20 protein-coding genes are annotated in these 21,822 nt (G+C 69.4%); 3 read left to right on the top strand and 17 right to left on the bottom strand.

What is annotated here, in order from left to right:
• Positions 1-36: 36 nt before the first annotated feature.
• The 8 genes from AB0L25_RS05155 to eccD all read right to left on the bottom strand — a co-directional run bounded on the left by AB0L25_RS05155 (position 37) and on the right by eccD (position 7,447).
• Complete coding sequence (locus tag AB0L25_RS05155) at positions 37-1,443, bottom strand: S8 family serine peptidase (RefSeq protein ID WP_500168801.1); 1,407 nt, start codon at positions 1,441-1,443, stop codon at positions 37-39.
• 107 nt (positions 1,444-1,550) lie between these two features.
• Positions 1,551-2,849, bottom strand: a complete 1,299-nt coding sequence (locus tag AB0L25_RS05160) for a WXG100 family type VII secretion target (RefSeq protein ID WP_500168803.1) — start codon at positions 2,847-2,849, stop codon at positions 1,551-1,553.
• 27 nt (positions 2,850-2,876) lie between these two features.
• Positions 2,877-3,227, bottom strand: a complete 351-nt coding sequence (locus tag AB0L25_RS05165; protein ID WP_500168805.1) for a hypothetical protein — start codon at positions 3,225-3,227, stop codon at positions 2,877-2,879.
• Between the two features lie 158 nt (positions 3,228-3,385).
• Positions 3,386-3,676, bottom strand: coding sequence for a WXG100 family type VII secretion target (locus AB0L25_RS05170; RefSeq protein WP_500168807.1), 291 nt, complete (start codon positions 3,674-3,676; stop codon positions 3,386-3,388).
• 36 nt (positions 3,677-3,712) lie between these two features.
• Positions 3,713-4,027: a WXG100 family type VII secretion target gene (locus tag AB0L25_RS05175; protein ID WP_084550858.1), complete on the bottom strand. Its 315-nt coding sequence runs from the start codon at positions 4,025-4,027 to the stop codon at positions 3,713-3,715.
• A gap of 202 nt (positions 4,028-4,229) precedes the next feature.
• Entirely contained in the window at positions 4,230-4,520 is a 291-nt protein-coding gene (locus AB0L25_RS05180; RefSeq protein ID WP_500168809.1) for a WXG100 family type VII secretion target, read from the bottom strand.
• An 82-nt stretch (positions 4,521-4,602) separates the two neighbouring features.
• On the bottom strand, positions 4,603-6,030 hold the full coding sequence (gene eccB / locus AB0L25_RS05185; RefSeq protein ID WP_500168811.1) for a type VII secretion protein EccB: 1,428 nt from the start codon (positions 6,028-6,030) through the stop codon (positions 4,603-4,605).
• A gap of 19 nt (positions 6,031-6,049) precedes the next feature.
• Positions 6,050-7,447: a type VII secretion integral membrane protein EccD gene (gene eccD, locus AB0L25_RS05190; RefSeq protein WP_500168812.1), complete on the bottom strand. Its 1,398-nt coding sequence runs from the start codon at positions 7,445-7,447 to the stop codon at positions 6,050-6,052.
• 258 nt (positions 7,448-7,705) lie between these two features.
• Between eccD and eccCa the strand changes: the two genes are divergently transcribed.
• Entirely contained in the window at positions 7,706-11,659 is a 3,954-nt protein-coding gene (gene eccCa / locus AB0L25_RS05195; RefSeq protein WP_500168814.1) for a type VII secretion protein EccCa, read from the top strand.
• Between the two features lie 6 nt (positions 11,660-11,665).
• Positions 11,666-12,136: a YbaB/EbfC family nucleoid-associated protein gene (locus tag AB0L25_RS05200; RefSeq protein ID WP_500168816.1), complete on the top strand. Its 471-nt coding sequence runs from the start codon at positions 11,666-11,668 to the stop codon at positions 12,134-12,136.
• A 149-nt stretch (positions 12,137-12,285) separates the two neighbouring features.
• Here the strand turns inward: AB0L25_RS05200 and AB0L25_RS05205 are convergent, their stop codons facing one another.
• The 8 genes from AB0L25_RS05205 to AB0L25_RS05240 form a co-directional block, all read right to left on the bottom strand.
• Positions 12,286-13,164, bottom strand: coding sequence for a hypothetical protein (locus tag AB0L25_RS05205; RefSeq protein ID WP_500168818.1), 879 nt, complete (start codon positions 13,162-13,164; stop codon positions 12,286-12,288).
• 7 nt (positions 13,165-13,171) lie between these two features.
• The gene (locus AB0L25_RS05210) at positions 13,172-13,780 is read right to left on the bottom strand and encodes a hypothetical protein (protein ID WP_500168820.1); all 609 of its coding nucleotides are present in this window, start codon (positions 13,778-13,780) and stop codon (positions 13,172-13,174) included.
• A gap of 31 nt (positions 13,781-13,811) precedes the next feature.
• Positions 13,812-14,939, bottom strand: a complete 1,128-nt coding sequence (locus tag AB0L25_RS05215; RefSeq protein WP_500168822.1) for a hypothetical protein — start codon at positions 14,937-14,939, stop codon at positions 13,812-13,814.
• 348 nt (positions 14,940-15,287) lie between these two features.
• Positions 15,288-15,599, bottom strand: a complete 312-nt coding sequence (locus AB0L25_RS05220) for a hypothetical protein (RefSeq protein WP_500168824.1) — start codon at positions 15,597-15,599, stop codon at positions 15,288-15,290.
• A gap of 224 nt (positions 15,600-15,823) precedes the next feature.
• On the bottom strand, positions 15,824-17,065 hold the full coding sequence (locus AB0L25_RS05225; protein WP_500168826.1) for a hypothetical protein: 1,242 nt from the start codon (positions 17,063-17,065) through the stop codon (positions 15,824-15,826).
• Between the two features lie 11 nt (positions 17,066-17,076).
• On the bottom strand, positions 17,077-17,379 hold the full coding sequence (locus AB0L25_RS05230; RefSeq protein ID WP_500168828.1) for a hypothetical protein: 303 nt from the start codon (positions 17,377-17,379) through the stop codon (positions 17,077-17,079).
• Positions 17,380-17,569: 190 nt separating this feature from the next.
• Positions 17,570-19,039, bottom strand: coding sequence for a hypothetical protein (locus AB0L25_RS05235; protein WP_500168830.1), 1,470 nt, complete (start codon positions 19,037-19,039; stop codon positions 17,570-17,572).
• A gap of 41 nt (positions 19,040-19,080) precedes the next feature.
• Positions 19,081-19,380 (bottom strand): hypothetical protein, encoded by a 300-nt coding sequence (locus AB0L25_RS05240; RefSeq protein ID WP_500168832.1) that lies wholly within the window; start codon positions 19,378-19,380, stop codon positions 19,081-19,083.
• A gap of 330 nt (positions 19,381-19,710) precedes the next feature.
• Between AB0L25_RS05240 and AB0L25_RS05245 the strand changes: the two genes are divergently transcribed.
• Positions 19,711-20,898, top strand: a complete 1,188-nt coding sequence (locus tag AB0L25_RS05245) for a S8 family serine peptidase (RefSeq protein WP_500168834.1) — start codon at positions 19,711-19,713, stop codon at positions 20,896-20,898.
• Positions 20,899-20,917: 19 nt separating this feature from the next.
• Here the strand turns inward: AB0L25_RS05245 and AB0L25_RS05250 are convergent, their stop codons facing one another.
• Complete coding sequence (locus AB0L25_RS05250) at positions 20,918-21,799, bottom strand: hypothetical protein (RefSeq protein ID WP_500168836.1); 882 nt, start codon at positions 21,797-21,799, stop codon at positions 20,918-20,920.
• Between the last annotated feature and the right edge of the window lie 23 nt (positions 21,800-21,822).

Below are 21,822 nucleotides of genomic sequence, written 5' to 3' on the forward strand. Positions count from 1 at the left end.
TGCGCAAGCGACGCCCCCTTCAAAAGCCTTTGTTCGCTACTGCGGCGGGTACGGCCCGCCGTGCGGCCCACCGGGCCCCTGCGGCGGCGGCCCCTGCGGCTGCCCGCCCTGCGGCTGCATCGGCGGCTGCGGCGGCATGTACTGCGGCCCACCCTGCGGCCCACCCTGCGGAGCCGGCGGCTGCTGACCGCCCCACCCCGGAGGCGGCCCCTGCTGCCCTCCCGGCGGACCGAACCCGCCGCCGGGGCCGGGCCCCATCGGAGGCGCCTTCTTCTTGTTCTTCCGAAGGACGAAGAAGAGGACCAAGGCCACCACGAGGACGACCGCGCCGACGACCGAGACCAAGATGATCGTGTTCCGGTCGGCGCTGTCGGCCGCCTTCGTCTGCTCGGACGGCGGCACGTCCTTCTTCTCGGCCGCCTGACCGCCCTGCTGCCCGCCCTGGACCGCGTTCGGATTCGCCTGCTTCCACTGGTCGTAGGCAGCGAAAACCGGGTTCGGCGCGTTCTTGGGCACCTGGGCGGTCAACGCCGCCGCCGGAATCACGACACCGTTCCCGGTCATGTTGTCCTTGCCGGGAGGCCCTGCGTCCTTGGCCGTGCCGATGACCCTCTGGACGACTTCGCGTGCGGGCATCTGCGGGAACTTCGACCGCACGAGGGCCACGGCCCCGGAAGTGAGCGCCGCGGCCTGGCTGGTGCCGGCGAGCCTGTCGACCACCTGACCGTCGGCACGCAGAGAGTTCACGGGGAAGCCGGGTGCGGCCACCGCCACATACGGCTGCCGCTGAGTCGACGTCCAGGGCGTCTTCTGATTGTCGACGGCACCCACCGCGAGGACACCCGCGCAGTTGGCAGGCTCCTCGGGCCTGTTCGCCTGATCGCCGGTGTTACCGGCGGACGCCACGACAACGACGTCCCGTTCCAAGGCGTAAGCGATGGCCTGCTGCGTCTCCGCGCGGCACTGGTTGCCTACGGAGAACCCTTGAGACATGTTGATGACTTTGGCGCCGTTGTCCGCCGCATAGCGGATCGCTTTATCCCACGAACGATAGTCCGAAAGGATCGGCATGATCTTTGCCTGCGGCGCAACCCCGACGTAGCCGCTCCCCGCGCCTTGAGCTGCGATCAGAGCCGCCATGGCGGTGCCGTGCGAATCTTCCAGGACAGACGTGTTGCCGATCTGCCCGTTTCCATTCCCCGTCACGGTGTTGGTGCCGGGGACGACGGCTCCGCGGAGATCCGGAAGTTGCCCGTTAACACCATCGTCGATCACCGCAACGGTTACGCCGGACCCCTGAGTGATCGGCCAGGCCTTGGTTTGGATCTCCCACGCCTTGAACCACCACTGGTCGTTTCGGGGTCCGGGGACGGCCCCGGCGGGCGTCGCACTGGTGAGGACCAGAAGGGAGCTCGCTCCGATCCCGGCCAGCCATCGTGTCATCCGTCGCACAGCACAACCTCGCTCAATGGGATACGGCGTGAGCAGTTCGAACGCTCGTCCGAACCGCTCACGCCGTGTCACGCATTCTCTTGTGGCCGAGCCTGCGGTCAGCCGATCACCGGGGGAGCGGTGTCGCCTTCGTTACCGCCCCAGACGTCCTCGTCCTCGGTGAGCCAGGTGGTGCGCTCGTGCTCCTCCTGGTTGTTACCGCCGCCGCCTCCGCCGCCCATCGGGGCGCCGCCCATCATGCCACGGCCACCGGCACCGGATCCAAGGCCCTTGCCGCCCGCTCCGGCGCCACCGGCGCCGCGACCGCCGCCCATGCCACCGGCGAGACCGCCGGCACCGGGCATCGCGCCGCCCATGCCGCCACCGGCACCACCGAGGGCACCGCCGCCGCCGGGCATGCCGCCACCGCCGCCGCCGAGGCCGCCGCGACCGAACGGGTCCGCACCGCCGAGGCCGCCGCCGCCGCCCGACAGGCCGCCACCGCCACCGGGGAGACCGGCCAGGTCGGAGCTGCCGCCGCCGATGCCGCCACCCGGAATGCTGCCGCCACCGCCGCCGATACCGCCACCGCCGGGGATGCTGCCGCCGCCGCCGGGCAGGTTTCCGCCGCCACCGGGGATGCTGCCACCACCGGGGAGGTTTCCGCCGCCCGGAAGGCCGCCGCCGCCGGGCATGCTCCCGCCGCCCGGCATGCTGCCACCGCCGGGGAGGCCGCCGCCCATGCCGCCGCCACCGGGGATGCTGCCGCCGCCACCGTCGAGGTTCGGGTTGTTCGGAGGCGTCTGCGTGAAGCGGTCGGTCGTCGGCAGGTTGGTGGAGATGCTGGCGGGCATCTGCGTGTTCGAGTTGTTGGTCGCCTCGCCGAGTTGGCGCATGTGGTTCTGCGCGGCCTCGTCCTCGGCGCTGTCGAGGATGCCGAGCGCCTCACCGATCTTCTTGCCGCCGAGGGCGATCATGCCGCCCGCCGGGCCCGCGACGACCGTTCCGGCCGCCACGACGCCCGCGTCGTCCCAGGACAGGTTGCCGAAGAAACCCTTGCCCGGACGGTTCTGCTGGAACTGGCGAATGACTGCCGCGTGGTTCACCAGCGCACGGCCGGCCTCGTCGGAGACCTGGCGCATGTTCTCGGCGCTGGTCTGGAGACGCTCCATCTGCTGGACGGTGGCGTCGGCGTCGTCGCCCTTCCAGACGTTGGCCAACGCGGACATCTGGTTGCGCAGAACCCTCGCCGCGCTCTCGAACTTCGCGGCCGCGCCGTTGTAGGCGTTGCCGGCACCCTCGACACGGCCGGGGTCCATCGCGTCGAGGATCTGGTTCATCTCATCGATGCCACCGTCCCACTCGACAGGACTGTCCATGTTCGAGCGGATCGGCTCCTGGTGCGGAGTGTTACCCATTTCTCAATCCCACCTAGTCAGCCGGTCTCAGTACGCAGAAGTGTTGTTGAGGTTCGCGTTGACCTGGTTCGCGTTGGCGGCGTTGCCCCGGTCGGTCTCCTCGTGGTTGCCGACCATCGTCTCCAGCGCCTGAATGATGCCTTCGTAGCTAGAGATGAACCCGTCGTACTGGCCCTTGATCTGGCCGTACGCCGACTGCGTCGAGGCGTTGAGGGCCGCCACGGCCGGGTACTGGCCGAGTTCCGCGTTCGTGATGTTGGCGTTCATCGAGATGTCGTTGCGCGTGCCGCTGCCGCTCTCGAACGACGCCAGGTTGCTCTTGAGGACGCGCAGGATGTTCCTGACTTCGTCCTTGTCGATTTCACTCTTCTGACCCATGAGAGCCTCCCCCGGCGGGCCGGAAGAGCCCGCACCGAATCCACTACTGCCGCTCTGGCGATTACGGATACGTCAGGTCTGCCGCGGGAGACGGATCCTGACGGTCGCCATCGATCGGCCGCCGGACGGTTCCGGCGGCCGATCGACGGCGGGCGACGTCAGCCTCCGATGATGGAGACGTTGTTCTTGACGGTGGCCTGGCCCGTCTCCGAGGACGAGTTGATGACCACACCGAGCTGGTTCAGGATGCGGGAGATGTCGTCGGCCGACTTCTCCCACTCGGCCTTGGCCTGGAAGTACGCCTCGCGAGCGCCGTCCTCCCACTGGCCGAGCTTGCTCTCGACGTTGCGCGCGAGGTCGTCGAGCTCCTGGCGCATCTGGTTGTGCTTCTGCTGGAACGACGCGTACGCCTGCTGCATCGCGCCGAAGTCCATTGACTGAAAGGACATCGTTCTCCTTCGTGCCTTCGGGTCTCTTCGTTACGGTCAGCCGTTGAGCAGGCCGGCGACGCGGTTGACTTCCTCCGCCTGCTGCTGCTCGCTCGCCTCGTAGTTGATCTTGACCTGGACGAGCTTCTCGTGCAGACCGTCGAGGACCTGGAGCACGTTGCCCAGCTCGGAGTTGAACTCGTTGTAGACGCGGGTGAAGGCGTTGCCCGCCTCACCGATCCAGCGGCCCTGGAGCTGTGCCTGCTCCTGGCCGAGGTCGCCCTGCATCTTGCGCAGGTCCTGAGCCGCGGCCTCCACCCGCTGGGCGGCCTGGGCCATTTCTGCTCTGTCGACCGTTGACCTCTGACCCATCAGTCATCCCTTCCAGTAGCCACTTGCATCGTGTTGGACGCGGCGTGCGCCTGATCGGTTCGACCCGATTGCCACGAGTTTCACCCCATCGTGCGGCACATCGCCCTTACGGTAAAGCCCACCACCGTAGGTGAGCGAACAGATATCTGTCGACCCCGGCGTGAACTGCGAAAATGCGAAGCCGACTTGTCGAGTGCGCCGGTCAGCCCCACAGTGAGGTGTTGGACTGCTCCGCGGACTGGTAGTTCTGCTGGGCGGTGCCAATGCCCTGCCCGAACTCCTTGACCAGGTCGGCCATCTCGCGGGCGGCCTTGTCCCACTTGGCCTTCGCCTCGAAGTAGGCGTCGCGCGAGTCGTCCTCCCACACGGCGAGGCGCGCCTCGACGTCGGCCTCGAGGTCGTCCAGGGCCTGCACCATCTGGGTGTGCGTGCTCTTGAACATGGCCTCGGCCTGCTTCATCGTGGCGTAGTCCGTACTGAAGGCCTGACTCACAACGACTCCTCCGTGGCATGCGCGACGATCAGGAGCGTATCAAGCCGAAGTGACACGAACCTGATCTTCCGGTAGCTGTCGGTCATCCCGTTGCACCGCCCGAGGTGACGGGCAGGACGGCCTTCTGCGGGTCCAGCGCGGGCCCCTGCGGGATGAGGTTCAGCAGGTTGGCGGGGACGGGCACCGAATCGTTTTTGTCCGCCGAGATCTGGTATCCCAGTGCGCTCGCCGTCTCCGCGGACGCGAGCGAGTAGCGGCGTCCGGAATCGGTGACGAGCTGGTAGGTGTTGATCGCCTCGACCGATCCGGAGTTCGGCAGGACGCCCGCGAGAATTGCACTGCCCGGGGGCAGCACGACATTGTCGACGCCCGATCCGGACGCCTGCGCGGGCATCGGCAGGTCCTGGCCGCCGCCGATCGTCAGCTCGGCCGTCTGCGAGCCCTTCGCGGTGTCCGGGTAGACGACGCAGAGCGACTCGGCGGGGTCGTACGAGCGGAGCCGGATCGCGGCCTGCGGCAGGCGCTCGTCGGTGAGCTTCTGCGCCGAGCGGTGCGTGGTGACGGCGCTGCCGTCCAGCGGGCTGTTCTTCGGCAGCGCGTAGGACGCCGAGTTCTGGATGAGCGCGGCCTGCAGGGCGGTGACGGGCGCGTAGCCGTCGGCGAGGAGCACGTAGTGCTGGTCGCCGGCGCCGACGCCCTTGACCACGAAGACCTGCCCGACCTTGCCGGTGGCGCCCTCGAAGGACGGGTTGCCGCCCGCGCCCTGGATCTGCGGCGGCGCGAAGTCCGGGCCGGCGGGCAGCGCGTTGACGAAGCCGGGCGAGACCTGCGCGGGCGCGGACGCGCCGAGCACGGTGAGGCCCGCGGGCGACAGCTTCATCCGCTGGTTCTTCCAGATCAGCCAGTTGGCGTTCTGGCCGGTGCTGACGACGACGCCGCTGTTCGGGTCGACCTTCTCGCCGCCGACCTTCTGGCCCGCGACGAGCGACACGACCGACTGGCCGACGCCGCCCTGCTGCCGCTGCCGGACGCACACCGACCACGGGCCGCCGACGAGCCGGTCCGCCGTCGGGACGGAGTCGGGGGCGTCGGCGATGCCGATGCGGGGGCCGCGGGGGAAGTCCTGGAGGGACTCCGCCGACACCGTCTTCTGCTGCGGCGAGCCCCCCGCCAGGGACGCGGCCAGCTTCGCCGACGCGTAGTTCGCGACGGGGCAGAGCACGTCCTCCTGGGAGCCCTGCGGGGTGCACCACACGTAGTGCGCGCCGGTCTCCTCCTCGATGAGGACGATGCCCTTCGCGTCCAGGCCCTTGTTGCCGCCCCCGAACAGGAGGCCGACGATGCCGAACACCGCCGCCGCCAGGACCCCCACCATGATGCCGGCGAACAGCCCGACGTTGAGCTTGCGCAGCGGCTGCTCCGGGAAGTCGGGCTCGGCCAGGATGAGCGCCTGCGACGCGCGGTGCGTCATCAGGCGGTGCGCCTGGAGGAGATCCCTCTTCGTCTGCATCGAACGTCCTCCTCGCCGGTCAGCTCGCCAGGGTGTGGACGTACTCGAGGACGCCCGCGACGCCGAGCGCCAGCGGGATCATCGCGACCACCAGCATGATCTCGAGGATGTCGCCGGCGCGTCCCCAGAACGGGGTCGGCCGGTTGCCCGGCAGCCACATCCCGACGCCGACCGCGATGCCCGACACCACCAGGGTCGGCACCAGCACGGCGACGAGCAGCATCGCCTGCGAGTCCATGCTCAGCGCGGTGCCGACGGCGAGCAGCGCCAGCGCGGCGACGCCCGGGACCAGCATCCACAGCTTCTGGTTCCGGCCGCGGAACAGCCGGGCCCGCAGCAGCACCGCGAACGCGATGACCAGGCACATGACGGGCGACACCCAGCCGTCGTCGAACGACAGCGGGATCGCGCCGCCGAGGACCGTCAGGCCGATCGCCGAGACGCCGCCGGTGACGTACCGGTCGGCGAGGGCCGTGCGCTCCAGCAGCTCCTGGCCGTCCACCGAGAGGGTGTCGCGGCGCAGGTCCTCGGCGCTGCTCGGCACCGGTGGGAGCCGGACGCGCGCGAACTTGAACGCGATGCCCGGCAGCAGCGGCGTCAGCGCGAGGACGATCGTGACGGTGACGGCCGCGACGCCCGCGGCGTCCATGTCGAACACCATCGGGATCGCGCAGTCGATCGTCCCGAACAGCGCGGCGATCGCGATGCCGTAGAAGACGGGGAGTCCCTGCGCGATGCCGAACCCGGCGATCGTCGCGGCCAGGACGACCGCGCCGAAGCCCGCGACCAGATGCAGGGCGTCGAGGTCCAGCAGGGCGTCGTCCCCGGCGGGGGCGAGCATCCCGGCGAGGAACGCGTACGGGAGGGCGGCGTAGCCGAGCGCCGCGCCGGCGCCCGCGTCGCCCAGCGCCCGCGACAGCGCGACGCCGCCCGCGAGCAGGACGATCGCGATGGCGCCCGCGACGATCGCGGGGACCAGCCAGGACGGCCCGGACAGCAGCAGCGTGAGGCCGCCGACGATGAGCCCGGCGACGCCCCAGCCCAGCGCGAACCTGCGGGTGGAGTCCTGCCGCCAGCGTCCGGGCCGCTCGTTGACGGCGGTCGCGACGACGTCGGGGACGTCGTCGAACGCGAGGTCGGGGATCTGCGACATGCGCGGCCGCAGGTAGATGAGGTCACCGTCGCGCAGTCCCGCGTGGGACGGCGTGCTCGACGGGTCGAACGGCGCCTCGTCGAGCTTCTGCAGGACCCAGCCGCCGTGCGCCAGCCCGGCGTCCGCCAGGTTCTGGCCCGCGTACCGCAGGATCGTCGGGTACAGCTCCGCGAACGTGGAGTCCGCGGGCAGGGCGATGTCGACCCGTCGGCTCGGCCCGACGACCGTGACGCGGCAGAGATCGGCCCCAGGGGGAGCGCTCACGATGTCCTCGCAAGTTGTCCGGTTGAAACGGGGGGCGTGACACCTGCGGTTACGGTCAGGTGTGCCGGGACCCGTGCCTCCTCAGTAGTGCGAATCGGGCTAACCCTAGTATCCGGACACTCCCACCGTGTAGTCGGCGTCCGGCGAGACCTCTACCATCAATCCGGTCAAGTGGGCGCATGCCGCCGACGATCCGACGGGCGGGCGATCTCCCCGGGGTCGGCGGGCCGCTCTCCGGTGCGAGGGAGGAACAGCAGCGTGAGCACGGTGATCGTCCGACGCAGGGAGCGGCGGAAACCCCCCGCGCCGCCGCGTGGAGAGATCCTGCTTGAGTCTCCCCCCGAACTTCCCGAGCTGATCCCGCAGGGATTCCAGGGAGTGCTGACGTACCTGCCGATGCTGGCCGGTTCCGGCGCCATGGTCTTCATGCTGGTGGGCCGTGGCGGGGGCCCGCTCCAGTACGTCGCGGGCGGCATGTTCGCGATCTCGATGTTCGGCATGATGCTCGGCCAGGTCGGCCGCAGCAGCGGCGAACGCAAGGTCAAGCTGAACAACGACCGCCGCGACTACCTGCGCTACCTCGGGCAGGTCCGCAAGAAGGTCCGCGCCGCCGCGAAGCAGCAGCGGGAGGCGATGGAATGGGGCAGCCCCGACCCGGCGTCGCTGTGGTGGCTGGCGATGAGCGCCCGGCTGTGGGAGCGCCGGCCGTCCGACGACGACTTCATCCAGGTCCGGATCGGGACGGGCGCGCAGAAACTCGCGGTGCAGCTGATCCCGCCGGAGACGAAGCCGATCGAGGACCTCGAGCCGATGACCGCGGGCGCCCTGCGGCGGTTCGTGCGCGCCCACTCCAACGTCCCGAACCTGCCGATCTCGGTGTCGCTGCGGTCGTTCGCGCGGCTCGTCCCGTCCGGTGACCCGGAGGCCGTGTACGGGCTGATCCGGGCGCTGATCGTGCAGATCGCGACGTTCCACTCCCCCGACGACGTGCGCATCGCGGTGTGCGCGTCCAAGCAGCGGATGCCGTGGTGGCAGTGGATCAAGTGGCTGCCGCACAACCTGCACCCCACCGAGACCGACGCGGCCGGGCCCGTCCGGCTCATGGCCGAGAGCATGTCGACGCTCGAGGCGATGTTCGGGCAGGAGGTGAAGGACCGTCCGCGGTTCCAGCCGGGACTGTCGCAGGACGACCTGCCGTACCACATCATCATCATGGACGGCGGCCAGGCGTCCTACGACTCGCAGCTCGCCGCCGACGGCGTCGAAGGCGTCTGCGTCATCGACCTCACCGGCTCCACCGCGCCCGTCATGGAGCAGGCGATGCTGCGCGTCGCCGTCACCAAGGAGCAGGTCGCGCGGCTCACGAAGGACCGCACCGGCAAGGACGTCCCCAACCGCATCGGCAAGCCCGACTCCATCACCCTGCAGCAGGCGGAGGCCCTCGCCCGCCAGCTCGCGCCGCTGCGCGCCAGCGCCGCCGCCGGGCCGGAGGAGGACGCGCTGTCCGGCGCGACCACGGTGACGTCGCTGCTCGGCATCGAGAACCCGTTCAACGTGAACGCCGCGGAGATGTGGCGTCCCCGCGCGCCGCGGAACCGGCTGCGGGTGCCGATCGGCATCGACCCCGAGGGACGGCCCGTCCACCTCGACATCAAGGAGTCGGCGCAGGGCGGCATGGGCCCCCACGGCCTGTGCATCGGCGCGACCGGTTCCGGTAAGTCGGAGGCGCTGCGGACGCTCGTCCTCGGGCTCGCGATGACGCACTCGCCCGAGGTGCTGAACTTCGTCCTCGTCGACTTCAAGGGCGGTGCGACGTTCCTGGGGATGGAGAACCTCCGGCACGTCTCCGCGATCATCACCAACCTGGAGGACGAGCTCCCGCTCGTCGACCGCATGTACGACGCGCTGCACGGCGAGATGGTGCGGCGGCAGGAGTACCTGCGGGCCCAGGGCAACTACGCCTCGCTGCGCGACTACGAGAAGGCCCGCGAGCAGGGCGCCGACCTCCAGCCGATGCCGACGCTGTTCCTCGTCCTGGACGAGTTCTCCGAGCTGCTGTCGGCCAAGCCCGAGTTCGCCGACCTGTTCGTCATGATCGGACGCCTCGGCCGTTCGCTCGGCGTGCACATCCTGCTCGCGTCGCAGCGGCTCGAGGAGGGCAAGCTCCGCGGCCTCGACACGCACCTGTCGTACCGGATCGGCCTGCGGACGTTCTCCGCGCAGGAGTCCCGCGTCGTGCTGGGCGTCCCGGACGCCTACGAGCTGCCGTCCGCGCCCGGTCACGGCTACATGAAGTTCGGCACCGAGGCGATGACCCGGTTCCGCGCCGGGTACGTCTCCGGACCGGCCGACGAGGACCTCGCGCCGCGCGAGCAGGCCGGGCCGCAGGTCGTCAAGCAGATCGTCCCGTACATCCCGGACTACATCCGGCCGCGCGTCATCGAGCAGCCGCAGCAGGAGGAGCAGCAGGAGGAGCGCGAGTCGGTCGGCACGCTGTTCGACGTCATCGTCAAGCAGCTCGAGAACCAGGGCCCGCCCGCGCACCAGATCTGGCTGCCGCCGCTGGAGGCGTCCCCCACCCTGGACGAGCTGCTGCCGACGCTCGCGGTCGTCCCCGGGCACGGGCTCACCACCCAGCACGAAGGCTGGCGGAACCGGCTGCACGCCATCACCGGCATCATCGACAAGCCGTTCGAGCAGCGCCGCGACCCGATGTACGTCGACCTGTCGGGCGCCGCGGGCAACGCCGGCATCGCCGGGTCGCCGCAGACCGGCAAGTCGACGACGCTCCGCACGCTCATCGCGTCCCTCGCGCTCACCCACACGCCGCAGCAGGTGCAGTTCTACTGCCTCGACTTCGGCGGCGGCACCCTCGGCGCCCTCAGCGACCTCCCGCACATCGGCGGCGTCGCGAACCGCCTCGACGCCGACCGCGTGCGGCGCACCGTCGCGGAGGTCACCGCGCTGCTGGAGACCCGCGAGCGCGAGTTCGCCGAGCGCGGCATCGACTCGATGGCGACGTACCGGCGGATGCGGGCGTCCGGGGAGCTCAGCGGCGACGGGTACGGCGACGTGTTCCTCGTCGTCGACGGCTGGATGACCCTCCGGCAGGACTACGAGAACCTCGAGGGCACCATCACCGACCTGACCGCCCGCGGTCTCGGTTACGGCATCCACGTCATCGCGACGGTGAACAAGTGGTCTGAATTCCGGATGAACATTCGGGACCTGTTCGGTACCAAGCTGGAGCTCCGCCTCGGCGACCCGTACGACTCGGAGATCGACCGCCGGCTCGCCGACAACGTCCCCGAGGGCAAGCCGGGCCGCGGCCTCACCCGCGAGGGCCACCACTGCCTCACCGCGCTCCCCCGCCTCGACGGCAACTCCGACGACTCCACGCTCGCCGACGGCGTCAAGCAGCTCGTCGCCGCCGTCGCGTCGAACTGGGACGGCCCGAAGGCCCCGCAGGTCCGGATGCTGCCGGCCGTCCTGCCGCTGGCCTCGCTGCCGTCGTCCGCCGAGACCGGGTCGCGCATCCCGATCGGCATCGACGAGGAGTCCCTGCAGCCGGTGTTCCTCGACTTCCAGCAGGAATCGCACTTCATGGTCCTCGGCGACACCGAGTGCGGGAAGTCGAACCTGATGCGGATCATCACCAAGGCGATCATCGAGCGGTACACGCCGCAGCAGGCGCGGATGATCTTCCTGGACTACCGGCGGGCCCTCCTCGACGCCGCGGAGACCGAGCACCGCATCGGCTACGCGGCCTCGTCCGCCGCCGCGTCCGGCCTGGTCAAGGACATCGTCGGCGCCCTGCAGGCCCGGCTCCCCCCGGCCGACCTGACGCCCGAGCAGCTCCGCGACCGCTCCTGGTGGACGGGTGCCGACCTGTTCCTGATCATCGACGACTACGACCTCGTCGCGACCTCGAACAACCCTGTCACCCAGCTCGCCGAACTGCTCCCCCAGGCCCGCGACATCGGCCTGCACGTCATCGTCTCCCGCGCCTACGGCGGCGCGGGCCGCGCGATGTACGACCCGATCCTGCAGCGCATCAAGGAAATGGGATCGCCCAGCCTGCTCATGTCGGGTAACAAGGACGAGGGCGTCGTGCTCGGGAACATCAAGGGCCACCCCCTTCCCCCCGGCCGCGGCTACTACATCGACCGCCGCAAGGGGACCCGCCTCATCCAGACCGCACACCAGGAGTAAGCACACATGGCCGACTTCAGCCTCGGAGAAGGCTTCGAACGTTTCCAGCGCGACATGCAGGCGCAGATGGGCGACTTCACCAAGATCCAGGAGTCCGTCCAGGAGGCCGTCGGGACGGGCGAGGCCGCCGAGGGCCGCATCATCGCCGAGTACCGCGCCGAAGGCGGCCTGACCCGCCTCGACATCGACCCCCGAGCCATGCGCCTCGGCTCCGCCGAACTCAGCGCCGAGATCCGCGCCGCCGTCAACGCGGCCGCCCAGGACTTCCAGACGAAGGTCCGCGAGGCCAGCTCGTCCGTCTTCGGCGACCCCGACAAGCCCCTCGACCCCTCGAAGGCCCTCGCGTCCCTCGACAAACTCGCGAACGGCTTCGCGGGCCAGATGCGCGACCTCGCACGCGAACTGGGCGTCCAGCAGCAGCGCGCCCAGGAAGCGATGAACAACTACAAGGGCAACCACCCCGGCGACCGCCGCTAACCCCCACACCCCCCGAACGCCCCGGCTCCCCACCCCCAGAGCCGGGGCGCTCGCATGTCAGGCCCCGTCAAGCAAATCAAACGCGACCGGCCATCACGAGCCCGCCGACCACGCCCGAACATTACGAACGTCAATCAGCGGACGTCGGTTCACGTCACGAACCACATGACCAGGTTGACGATGACGATCAATGCGAAAATGGGTGCGGAAATTCTCATCGCCTGTTCCAGCCGGTACGACCTGACACCCTCCCGGAAAACCGGGAACTCGCGACCGGCGCCCTTTACGCGTTGTTTCCGGAGACCGACTCTCTTGAGCTGGTATTCATCGTATGCGGCTTGCAGGCCAGCATATCCGGGGAACACCTTCGGGACACTTTCCGACGCCTTCCCTTTCTCGTACGGATGGTGGTATTCGATGGTCAGCGACAGGAAGGAGCCGACCACCATCGCTCTCCGGGCTTCTGAAAGTCCCTCCGTGAAGGAGAGCACGCCGTCACGGCGTTCCGCGAGAACGCCCCCGTCCATGTCGACCCATCGGGCCAGGCGAGCGTCCTGGCCGTCGGCCAGTTGGGGTTTCTCGTTGTCCCACGAAGTTTGGGAGAGGAGCACATCGCCCAAGGGGCGGCCCCCCGCGTCCAGCATGCGAACGGCCGGCACGAAGGCTGCCCCTGCCTCGTCATGCCGCAGGCGTCCTCCGCCGTTCAGGGGCGAGTGATGCTCGTAGTCGAAGCGGCACAGCGTCGTCCCGTCCGGACCGACCAGCACCGTCTGCGGCGGGAGGGGGTACAGCTTCAGATGCTCGGCGCGGTCCAGGTATAGCAGCGGCGTCCCGTCGAACCCCGTCAGCGCGAAGGTGAGCCGAGGCGTCGCGACAGGATCGACCTTGATAATGCTGCCACGTGGAGACCGCACCCGTGCCACTTCGTCGAGTGCGGCCAGCCGGGTACCCGACCCCGCGTCGACCGTCTCGAAGCGTTCACGGTATTCGAGCCGTAGCGCGGCACTGCCAAGAAATCCAACCGTCATCCGGGCATCAGGCCCCGTCGAGCAGATCGAAAGCGACCGGTGAGGCGATCACCAGCATTCGCAGATTTACCGGAACCTCGCGCACGAACTCGATCCACTTCCCGTCGAACCGGGCGACGGGATTTCCCTCCGGATCGCTGTAATCTACCTTCTTCGTCTGCACGCCCATCCAACGAGGAGAACCGACGACCCTCTGTTCAGCCTCGCAAAGGACAGCACTCCGATCGTCCAGCAACCGCCACCTTTCCTGCACGATGTTCTTGAATGCCTCCCCGCTCATCGGGTCGTCCCTGCTCAAACGCGGGTTGGCGAAGACCGTTCCGACGACCTCACCATTCGCCGTGCGCAAAATGGGAGCCACACCCGGCCCTCCATGCCGCTCACTGAGCCGCCTCTCCAGCGTGAAAGTGACCACCCTCGCTGAATCCTGGAAACGGAGAAGCACCGGCGAGTAATCTCGCTCGCCGGCGAACATCCGTCCCAGGCGCCCTCGGGCAACCCCTCCCGCCGCCTGCTCAACGGACATCAGGACGTTATTCGACTCATCAAAAAACTCGTACCTACGCTGGTAACGGTTTACGAATCGAACTCGGGATATCATTGGAAAGTTCGCCATACCACTCCTTCCACGAATGAGGTCATTGCACTCACTTTCCCGTATCCCACGGGGGGTCGAAATTTCTCTCCTGACTTCCCATAGGAGTAATCCAAGTCCCCTTCCCTTCCGATCCGCCCTGCGAGTCCGTCGTCACCTCTACGCCCCCCTTTGCGCCGCTTTGGGGCTGCTCCAGGCCGCCACTGTATGTCGTCTTGTGGTTGCCCTCACCATCCCACTCCCGTTTGACGCCACCGGCGCCGTCCACAAAAATGCCGGGCTGTTTGGCCTTCAGTTCGACATCGGCGCCAGCGTAACCCTCTGGACCGTAATTTCGATGACCGCTCAGTTCTGCCTCCGTTCCAAAGGCACCTGGGTACTTGACCTTGGCCCCACCTCCAATTTTCCAAGTTGTATCGTAGGATCGATCAGCGTCAAGATCGATGGAGTGGATAGGAAATCCGATGGGGTTTCCCCACTTCTCGTTCGTTCCTGGGACGGTTCCGGATTCGCCGTTCGCGCGGTTCAGCCAGGCGAGGCCGGCGTTGGCGGCGCCCTCCAGGAGGTTCGCGCCGGCGCCTGCCGAACCGGTGAGGAGGGCCTGCTTGAAGGCGGTCGCGGCCTCCTTACTTCCGTGTTCGGCCTGCTTGTTCGCGGTGATGGCCGCACCGCCCATCAGGACGCCAGCGCACATTTCACCAGCCATGGCGAGGATCCCCGTCATCACGTACACAACGGTGAGAGTTGTACCCGCTAGGGAAACGCATGCCGGGTACATGGTCCCGAGGCTGGCCACGGCGGCGGCCGCCAGCGCCGCGAGGAAGGCCGCGATCGCGATGGCGGCTACCGCGTAGACGAAGAGCGCCCAGGCCAGGGAGATGAGCGCGTAGTGGACCGCCATGCAGTAGTTATGGAGGTACTCCATCTGCAGGCAGTAGTCGTCCACCGTCTGCTGGTACTTCTCGCGGTCGTCGGCGTTCCAGTCCGCGTGCGGGATGCCGCTGACGAAGCTCTTCCACTGCTCGATCGCCGTCCGGACTTCTTCGGCCGACTGGGCCCACTTGTTCGCCGCTTTCTCCAGGTTCTGCGGCTTTCCGGACGCGAGCTTGAACTGGAAGGCGATGACCAGGGCGGGAGGGAGAACTCCGGCGGCCGCCGCCATGGCGACCGCCCCGTTCATCAGGCCTTCCGCGGCGCCGACCACGGAGTTTCCGGGGATGAACGCGCCTACCGCGGCGGCTCCTGCCGCACCGGCGCCTGCCCCGGCACCGGCCCCTGCCGCCTTCCTCTGGGTTCCGGAGTCGAGGCTTTGCCAGGCTTCACGCGCGGTCGGGCCTTGGTTTTGGCCTTGCGGTGTTGTTTCGCCAGGTGGTGCCGTCTCACCGGGCGGTGTTGTTTCGCCGGGCCCCGCTGTCTCGGCGGGCGGTGTTGTCTCGCCGGGTGGGGTTTCGTTCCCGGAGGTTTCGGTGCCGCCTGCGGCGTCCTCGGTTGGTGGAGCCATCTCTCGTCCCTCTTCGTTGCCGCGATGTCACGAACGCCGGAGCGTGCTCTTTTCCTCGGCCGTTCCGTAGGTCGATGCGGTCTTGGCCAGTCGTTCGACGTACGACTCGGCGACGCGCTTCTGCGCCTTCAGGTCCTCGAAGGCGAATTGGACGGCCATCGGGTAGGCGACGGAGGCATGCAGGCAGATGATGCTGAAGTCGCCGCCTTCGAGGTCGTAGACGCCCGGTTCGCTCAGCACCTTCCCGGCGTTGTCGATCTTGGGAATGACCGTCGAGGAGAGGTCTTGGCCATGTTTGTTGATGCGTTCTGGGTTGACGTCTTTCTGCCCCGGTGCCACGGTCCCCGCCTTCGTTGAGTCGCCTACGCGCGAGGGCACGCTAGTGGACGTCCTGTTCCATTGACGCGGAGAGGCCGTTTCGGGCAGTTCACTCGAAGGATTTCGGACGGGACGATCGAGGCCATCCGGCAGCTCGTGCCACAAAACCGCAGGTGAGCGCACATGACGAACGCCGCCTGGGCGAGTCGGGGGGCTCGTCCGGGCGGCGTTCGCGAGGGCTGCTGCTACTGGTCCCAGGGTGGGGTTTCGTCGCCTACGGGGATGTCGGCGACGGGGGTGTTCACGGTGCCGTTCCAGTGGGACTGGCCGTCGCCCGTGTACTGGTAGTTCTGCGTGTAGCCGGCGACGTCGCCGCCGTTGTAGGTGCCGGACGCCGAGACGGACGTGTTGCCGTCGCCCGTCTCGAAGTCGTGCTCGCCCTCGACGCCGACGCTGCCGCCGTAGCTGTGGCCGTTGCCGCCCTCGGCCTCGTAGCCGCCGGAGGCGCTGTAGGAGAGCGTGCCCGCGTCCCCCTGGCCGACGCCGTCGGAGTCGGTGTAGCCGACCTCGCCCTCCGCGCTCCAGCCGCCCTGGGTGGTGACGCCGCCGGACAGGTCGCCGCCGACGAAGCCCTCGTCGTCGCCCCACTGGACGTGCCCGCCGCCGGTGAACTCGGCTCCGCCGGCGGTGCCGACGGTCGCGCCGCCGCCGGCCGTCCAGATGCCGTCGGCGTCGCGGTCGGCGTCGAGGTCGACCTCGACCGACGTGCTGCCGCCGCGGGCGTCGATGAAGGCGAGGGGTGCGTTGACGGCGTTCTGCGCGAGGTTCGTGAGGGCCGTCGCCGAGCCGTTCATCTGGGCCTGCGTGAAGTCGGTGAGGGCCGCCTCGTTGCCGCGCTGGTGGGACGTGAACGCGGCGAGCATCGAGCCGCCCTGGAAGACGACGGCGGCGATCGTCCCGGCGGCGGCGAGGATGCCCGTGGCGACGCCCGTGATGGCGATGGTCGTGGTCGCGAGGCTCACGCAGGACGCGTAGAGGGGTGCGCCCACGACGCTGAGGAGCGCGGCGAGGGCGATGCCGGCGAGGACCGACAGGAACGTGCCGAGCGCGATCGCGAAGATCGCGTAGGTCATGAGGGCCCACGCGAAGACGAGGAGGGCGATGTGGACGGCCTGGCAGAACGCCTGCATCGCGTCGAGCTGGGAGACGAATTCCTGGACCTTCGCCTGGTAGGCGCGGCGGTCGGCGGCGTCCCAGTCGCGCTGGGAGATGGCGCCGAGCCGTTCCTGCAGCATCGTCTTCGTCTGCTCGATGCTCTTCGTGGCGGTTTCCCACGCTTTCGCGGCGGTCTCGAGGTTCGCCGGGGCGCCCTTGGACGCCTTGAACATGAAGGCGACCGCGATGACCGGGGGCAGCGGGACGGACGCGATGCTCGTCTGGGTCTCGGCCGTTCCCATGAGGACGTCGTAGGAGTTGAACAGGCTCATGGAGGACTCCCTCAGACCTGCTGGATCGTGCTGGCGGTCTCGGCGTTTCCGTAGGTCTGCGCGGTGGTCTCCAGATTGGACGCGTAGCCGTCGAGCATTTCGAGGTGGGTCTGCAGGTCCTCGAAGGCCCACTGGAGGGCCATCGGGTACGCCATCGCGGCGGCGGTGCCGGTGAGGCTGAAGTCGCCGCCCTCGATGGTGCCGTTGCCGTTGAGTTCCTGGAGCCCCTTGTCCAGTTCGGGACGGATCGTGTTCGTGATCTCCCGCGCGTGCTGCATGATCCGCGCCGGGTTGACATTGAGCTGAGTGCCCAAAATGGCCTCCTGAGGAATGCCGGGTGCGTCCCGGCCCCCGTTATGGCTTTGCCTTCTCGGGAGCTCATTCAGGCACGGCTCACGGTCTCCGGGCACGCGGTTCCACCGTTCGACGCGGGCCGCGTTGGAACGGTTTCACCGAAATGACGAACGCCGCCCCCGGCCGGGGGCGGCGTTCGTTCGGGAGGTGTTACTTGTCCCAGGGCGGGGTTTCGTCCTTGGGCCCTTCGGCCCACGATCCCTCGGTGTTGTAGACGGGGGTGTTGACCTTGTACTTGTCCGAGTAGTCGCCCTCGTGGTTCCAGTTGCCCTCGTACTCGGCCTGGCTGCCGCTCGGGGTGTGGCCGACGCCCGCCTTGAAGCCGCCGCCGACGTTCTCGTTCTCGTCCCAGGTGACCTTGCCGCCCACGGTGCCGTTGACGGTGCCGCTCGGGTCCTCGTACTTGTGGTTGACGCCGAACTCGCCGCCGGCCCAGCCCTGGTCGTTGTGCTTGATGTTGCCGGCGACCTCGGTCTCGCCGAGCGGGCTGTTCACCTTGGCGCCCGCCCCGTACGTCCAGGTCTCGGTGATGTCGCGGTCGGCGTCCAGGTCGACCTCGGCGAGCCCGAAGTTGTTCGCGACCGGGTTGCGGGTGAGGAACGCCAGGCCCGCGTTCGCGCCGCTCTGGACGAGGTTCGCGGCGGCGCCCGCGGCACCGTTCTTGAACGCCTCGCCGAACGCGGCGCCCGCGCCCGCGTTGCCGTGGTCGCCCTGGTAGTCGGCGGTGATGGCGGCGCCGCCGAACATGGTGGCGCCCGCCATCACCCCGGCCGCGGCGAGGATGCCGGTCGAGACGGTGGTGATGGTGAGGCCGGTGGAGGCGAGGCCGACGAGCGCCGGGTAGCTGACCGAGCCGACGACGGACGCGAGCGCGGCGACCGCGAGGACGGCGAGGGCGCCCAGGTAGACGGCCATGCCCACGGCGAAGATCGCGTAGGTGAACATCGCCCACGCGAGGACGGTCAGCGCGATCGAGACGGCCATCAGGTAGTTGTGCAGCGCGTCGAGCTGCAGGCAGTACTCGCCGACCTTGCCCTCGTAGGCGGCGCGGTCGTCCATGTTCCACGCCTGCTGCGGGATGCCCTTCGCGAGGTTCTGCAGGTCCTGGGACGCCTGCTGCAGTTCGGCGGCGGCCGTGCTCCAGTCGGCGGCGGCCTTCTCCAGGTTCGCGGGCTTGCCCGACGAGAGCTTGAACTGCAGCGCGACCATGATGGCCGGGGGCAGGATGACGGCGGCGCTCGCCGTGGTGACGGCGATCGACATCATCGACTCGGCCGCGCCGAGCGCCGAACCGCCGGTCAGCGCGGTGATCGCCGCGCCGCCCGCCGCGAGGCCGCCCGCCGCGAGGCCGCTGTTGCGGGCACCGGTCGTCGGCGAGGTCGTCGAGCCGTTGTTGTTGTTCGTCGTGCCGTTGCCCGTGGTGCCGTTGCCCGTGGTGCCGTTCCCGGTGGTGCCGTTCCCGGTGGTGCCGTTGCCGGTGGTGCCGTTCCCGGTGGTGCCGTTGCCGGTCGTGCCGTTGTTGGTGCCGCCCGAGTTGGTCGTGCCACCGCTGTTGGTCGTCCCGCCGGAGTTGGTGGTGCCGCCGCTGTTTCCGGAGCCCCCGTTACCCGGTGTGGTCACCTGTCTCGCCCTTCCTCGTGGTCGCCCGTCGGCGCGCCGCTCTACTTCTGCGTGTTGGCCTGTTCGGCGGCGCCGTACGTCTTCGCCGCGGTGTTGATCTTCTCGGCCATGCTCTGGGCGGTGTCCATCAGCAGCTTGATGTCCTCGAAGCCGAACTGGACCGCGATGGGGTAGGCGGTGGACGCGCCGACGCACGTCACGCTGAAGTCGCCGCCCTCGAGGTTGAAGGTGCCGTCCTTGTTGAGGGTGTCGCCGGCCTTCTGCAGGCGGGGGACGACCTGGTCGGTGATGTCCTTGCCGTGGAGCGCGATCCGCTGGGGGTCGGCGGACTTCTGGGTCACGTCTGTCCTTCGCCGATTGTGTCCCGGGGGACGTGTGGCCGGGGTCGGCCAAGATACTAGGGGACACCGGCGGGGCATACCAGTTGAAACGAGAACGTTCCACCCCGTCATTACGGCTGGTGAAGCGGCCGCGCCCGCCCGGGCCGCCGAAGCCGCCCGGCGCCCGCCGACCGGAAACGCGACGACCGGACGCCCCCGCCCGCGGCCGTCCGGTGTCCGTGCGGCCCACGACGGACGGCCGGGCGGGACGCGACGACGGTCGGCGTTCGGCACCGCGCGTCCTCTAAAGTCTCCTTTGGCGTGTACGGCGTTGGATGGGAGGCTTTCGGGATGAGATGGTCCGCGGTCGCCGTGCTGGCCGGATGCCTGCTCCCCCTGTACGCGGCGTCGCCCGCGCACGCCGCCCCGCGGGCCCCCGCGAACTGCAACCCGCCCGCCGGGTCGATGAGCCTGCAGGCGCTCAACCAGGGCGGCGAGCCGTGGGCGCAGCAGATGCTCAACATCGAGGCGGCGCACGAGAAGGCGACCGGCAAGGGCGTCAAGGTGGCGGTCGTCGACAGCGGGGTGAGCGCGCGGAACCCGCAGCTCGCCGGGCAGGTGGTCGACGGCGTCGACCTGACGAAGACGGGCGCGGAGGACTGCCTCGGCCACGGCACCTACGTCGCGGGCATCATCGCGGCCAAGGCGGGGGTCTCCCCGTTCGTCGGCGTCGCGCCCGACGCGAAGATCATCCCGATCAAGTTCGCCGCGCAGGCGCAGAACATCGACAGCGGGCTCGCCGCCAAGGGCGTCGACGAGGCCGTGAAGCTCGGCGCGGACGTCATCAACGTCTCGACGCAGTCGATCGGGGACGACCCGCGGCTGCGCCAGGCCGTCCAGAACGCGCTCGCCAAGGGCGTCGTGGTGGTGGCCGCCGCGGGGAACATCGACCGGCAGAACGGCAAGGTGCCCGCGCTGATGTACCCGTCGGCGTACCCGGGCGTCATCGCGGTCGGCGCGGTCGGACTGGACGGCAAGATCACCGAGTTCTCGAACCCGAACACGCCCGTGTCGGTCATCGCGCCCGGCAACGACATCGTGACCACCTCCCCGGACGGCCACTACGCGGTGCAGAAGGGCACGAGCTTCGCGACGCCGTTCGTCGCGGGGCTGGCCGCGCTGGTCCTGGAGGCGTACCCGCAGGCGACGCCCGCCGAGGTCAAGCAGCGGATCGAGGGGACGGCCGAGGGCAGCAAGGGCGCGGGCAGCGGCAGCGGGATGATCAACCCGTTCGAGGCGCTGACCGCGGTGAGCCCCGGTGCGGGCGCGGGCGGCGCGGGCGGCCCCGGCGGACCGGTGAGCATCGCGATGCCCGACCGCCCCGACGCGACGACCCGGGCCGTGGCGCTCGGCGTGGCGGGCGGCGCGCTCGGGGCGGCGGCGCTGGTCGTCGCGGGCGGGCTGCTGATCCCGGCGGGACGCCGCCGCGGCTGGCGCCCGGGCCCCGTGGAGCCGACCGGCGAGGGCGAGTCCGCGTAGGCGCGGCCGTCCCGGCGCGTCAGGACGCGGGGTCGCCCTCCGGCGGCCGGATCTCCCCGTCGGCGACCTCCCGGCCGAGGACGGCGGCGGCGCGGACGAGCGCGTCGCGCGTGCGGGCGACGATCTCCACCGCGAAGTCGCGCTCGCCGGTGTCGTGCAGGACGATGACGTCCGGCCCGCCGTACGCGGTGGTGCGGGCGCCCAGCTCCCGCCACGGCTCGAATCCCATCGGACGGTACGACGCCCGCAGCCGCTCGGCGAACGGCTCTTCTCCCCCGAAGTCGTCCTCGTTCGCCTGCAGCAGCCAGCCGTGGTGGTACGGGACGCGCTCCACGGCGAGCTGCACGAAGAACTCCGAGATCGAACGGGCCTGCGGCACCCAGGTGTCGTCCTCGACGCTGACCAGGACGCGGGGGTCCTCCTGGCCGGCCTCGGCGGCGAGGTAGCCCCACTCGTTGCAGTACTGGTACTCGGCCATGAACACGCAGACGCGGAGGTCGTCCCCGGGACCGACGAACGGGTTGTCGGCGGGCAGGGCGCCGGCGACGCCGTACCCGGACGGGTCGGGACGGACGGTCGGCGGGTATTCGGGGTTCGTCCAGTAGAGGCGCGGGCTGCGGGTGAAGGAGTTGAACGGCAGCTCCCACCATTCCTCGATCGCCTTCGGGATCGGCAGCGCCGGATCGACGCCCGCGAAGCGGTCGGCGTCCTCCCCGGTGAGCTCGCCGCGGAGGTGGCGCATGTAGGCGGCGTGGTCGGTCTCGTCCCATTTGACCCAGGCCGATCCGCCGGCGGGCGGCTCGTACCCCCACTCCTCCTGGAACTCCCGGAGCAGGTCCCAGCGGTCGCGCGGCGCGGCGAGACGATCCGCGAAGCGGGCATAGTCCACGATCTTCGGCATGTGGGGAGGCTAGCCGCGTATTA

Source organism: Spirillospora sp. NPDC052242, from assembly GCF_040679555.1.
Classification (GTDB): Bacteria; Actinomycetota; Actinomycetes; order Streptosporangiales; family Streptosporangiaceae; genus Spirillospora.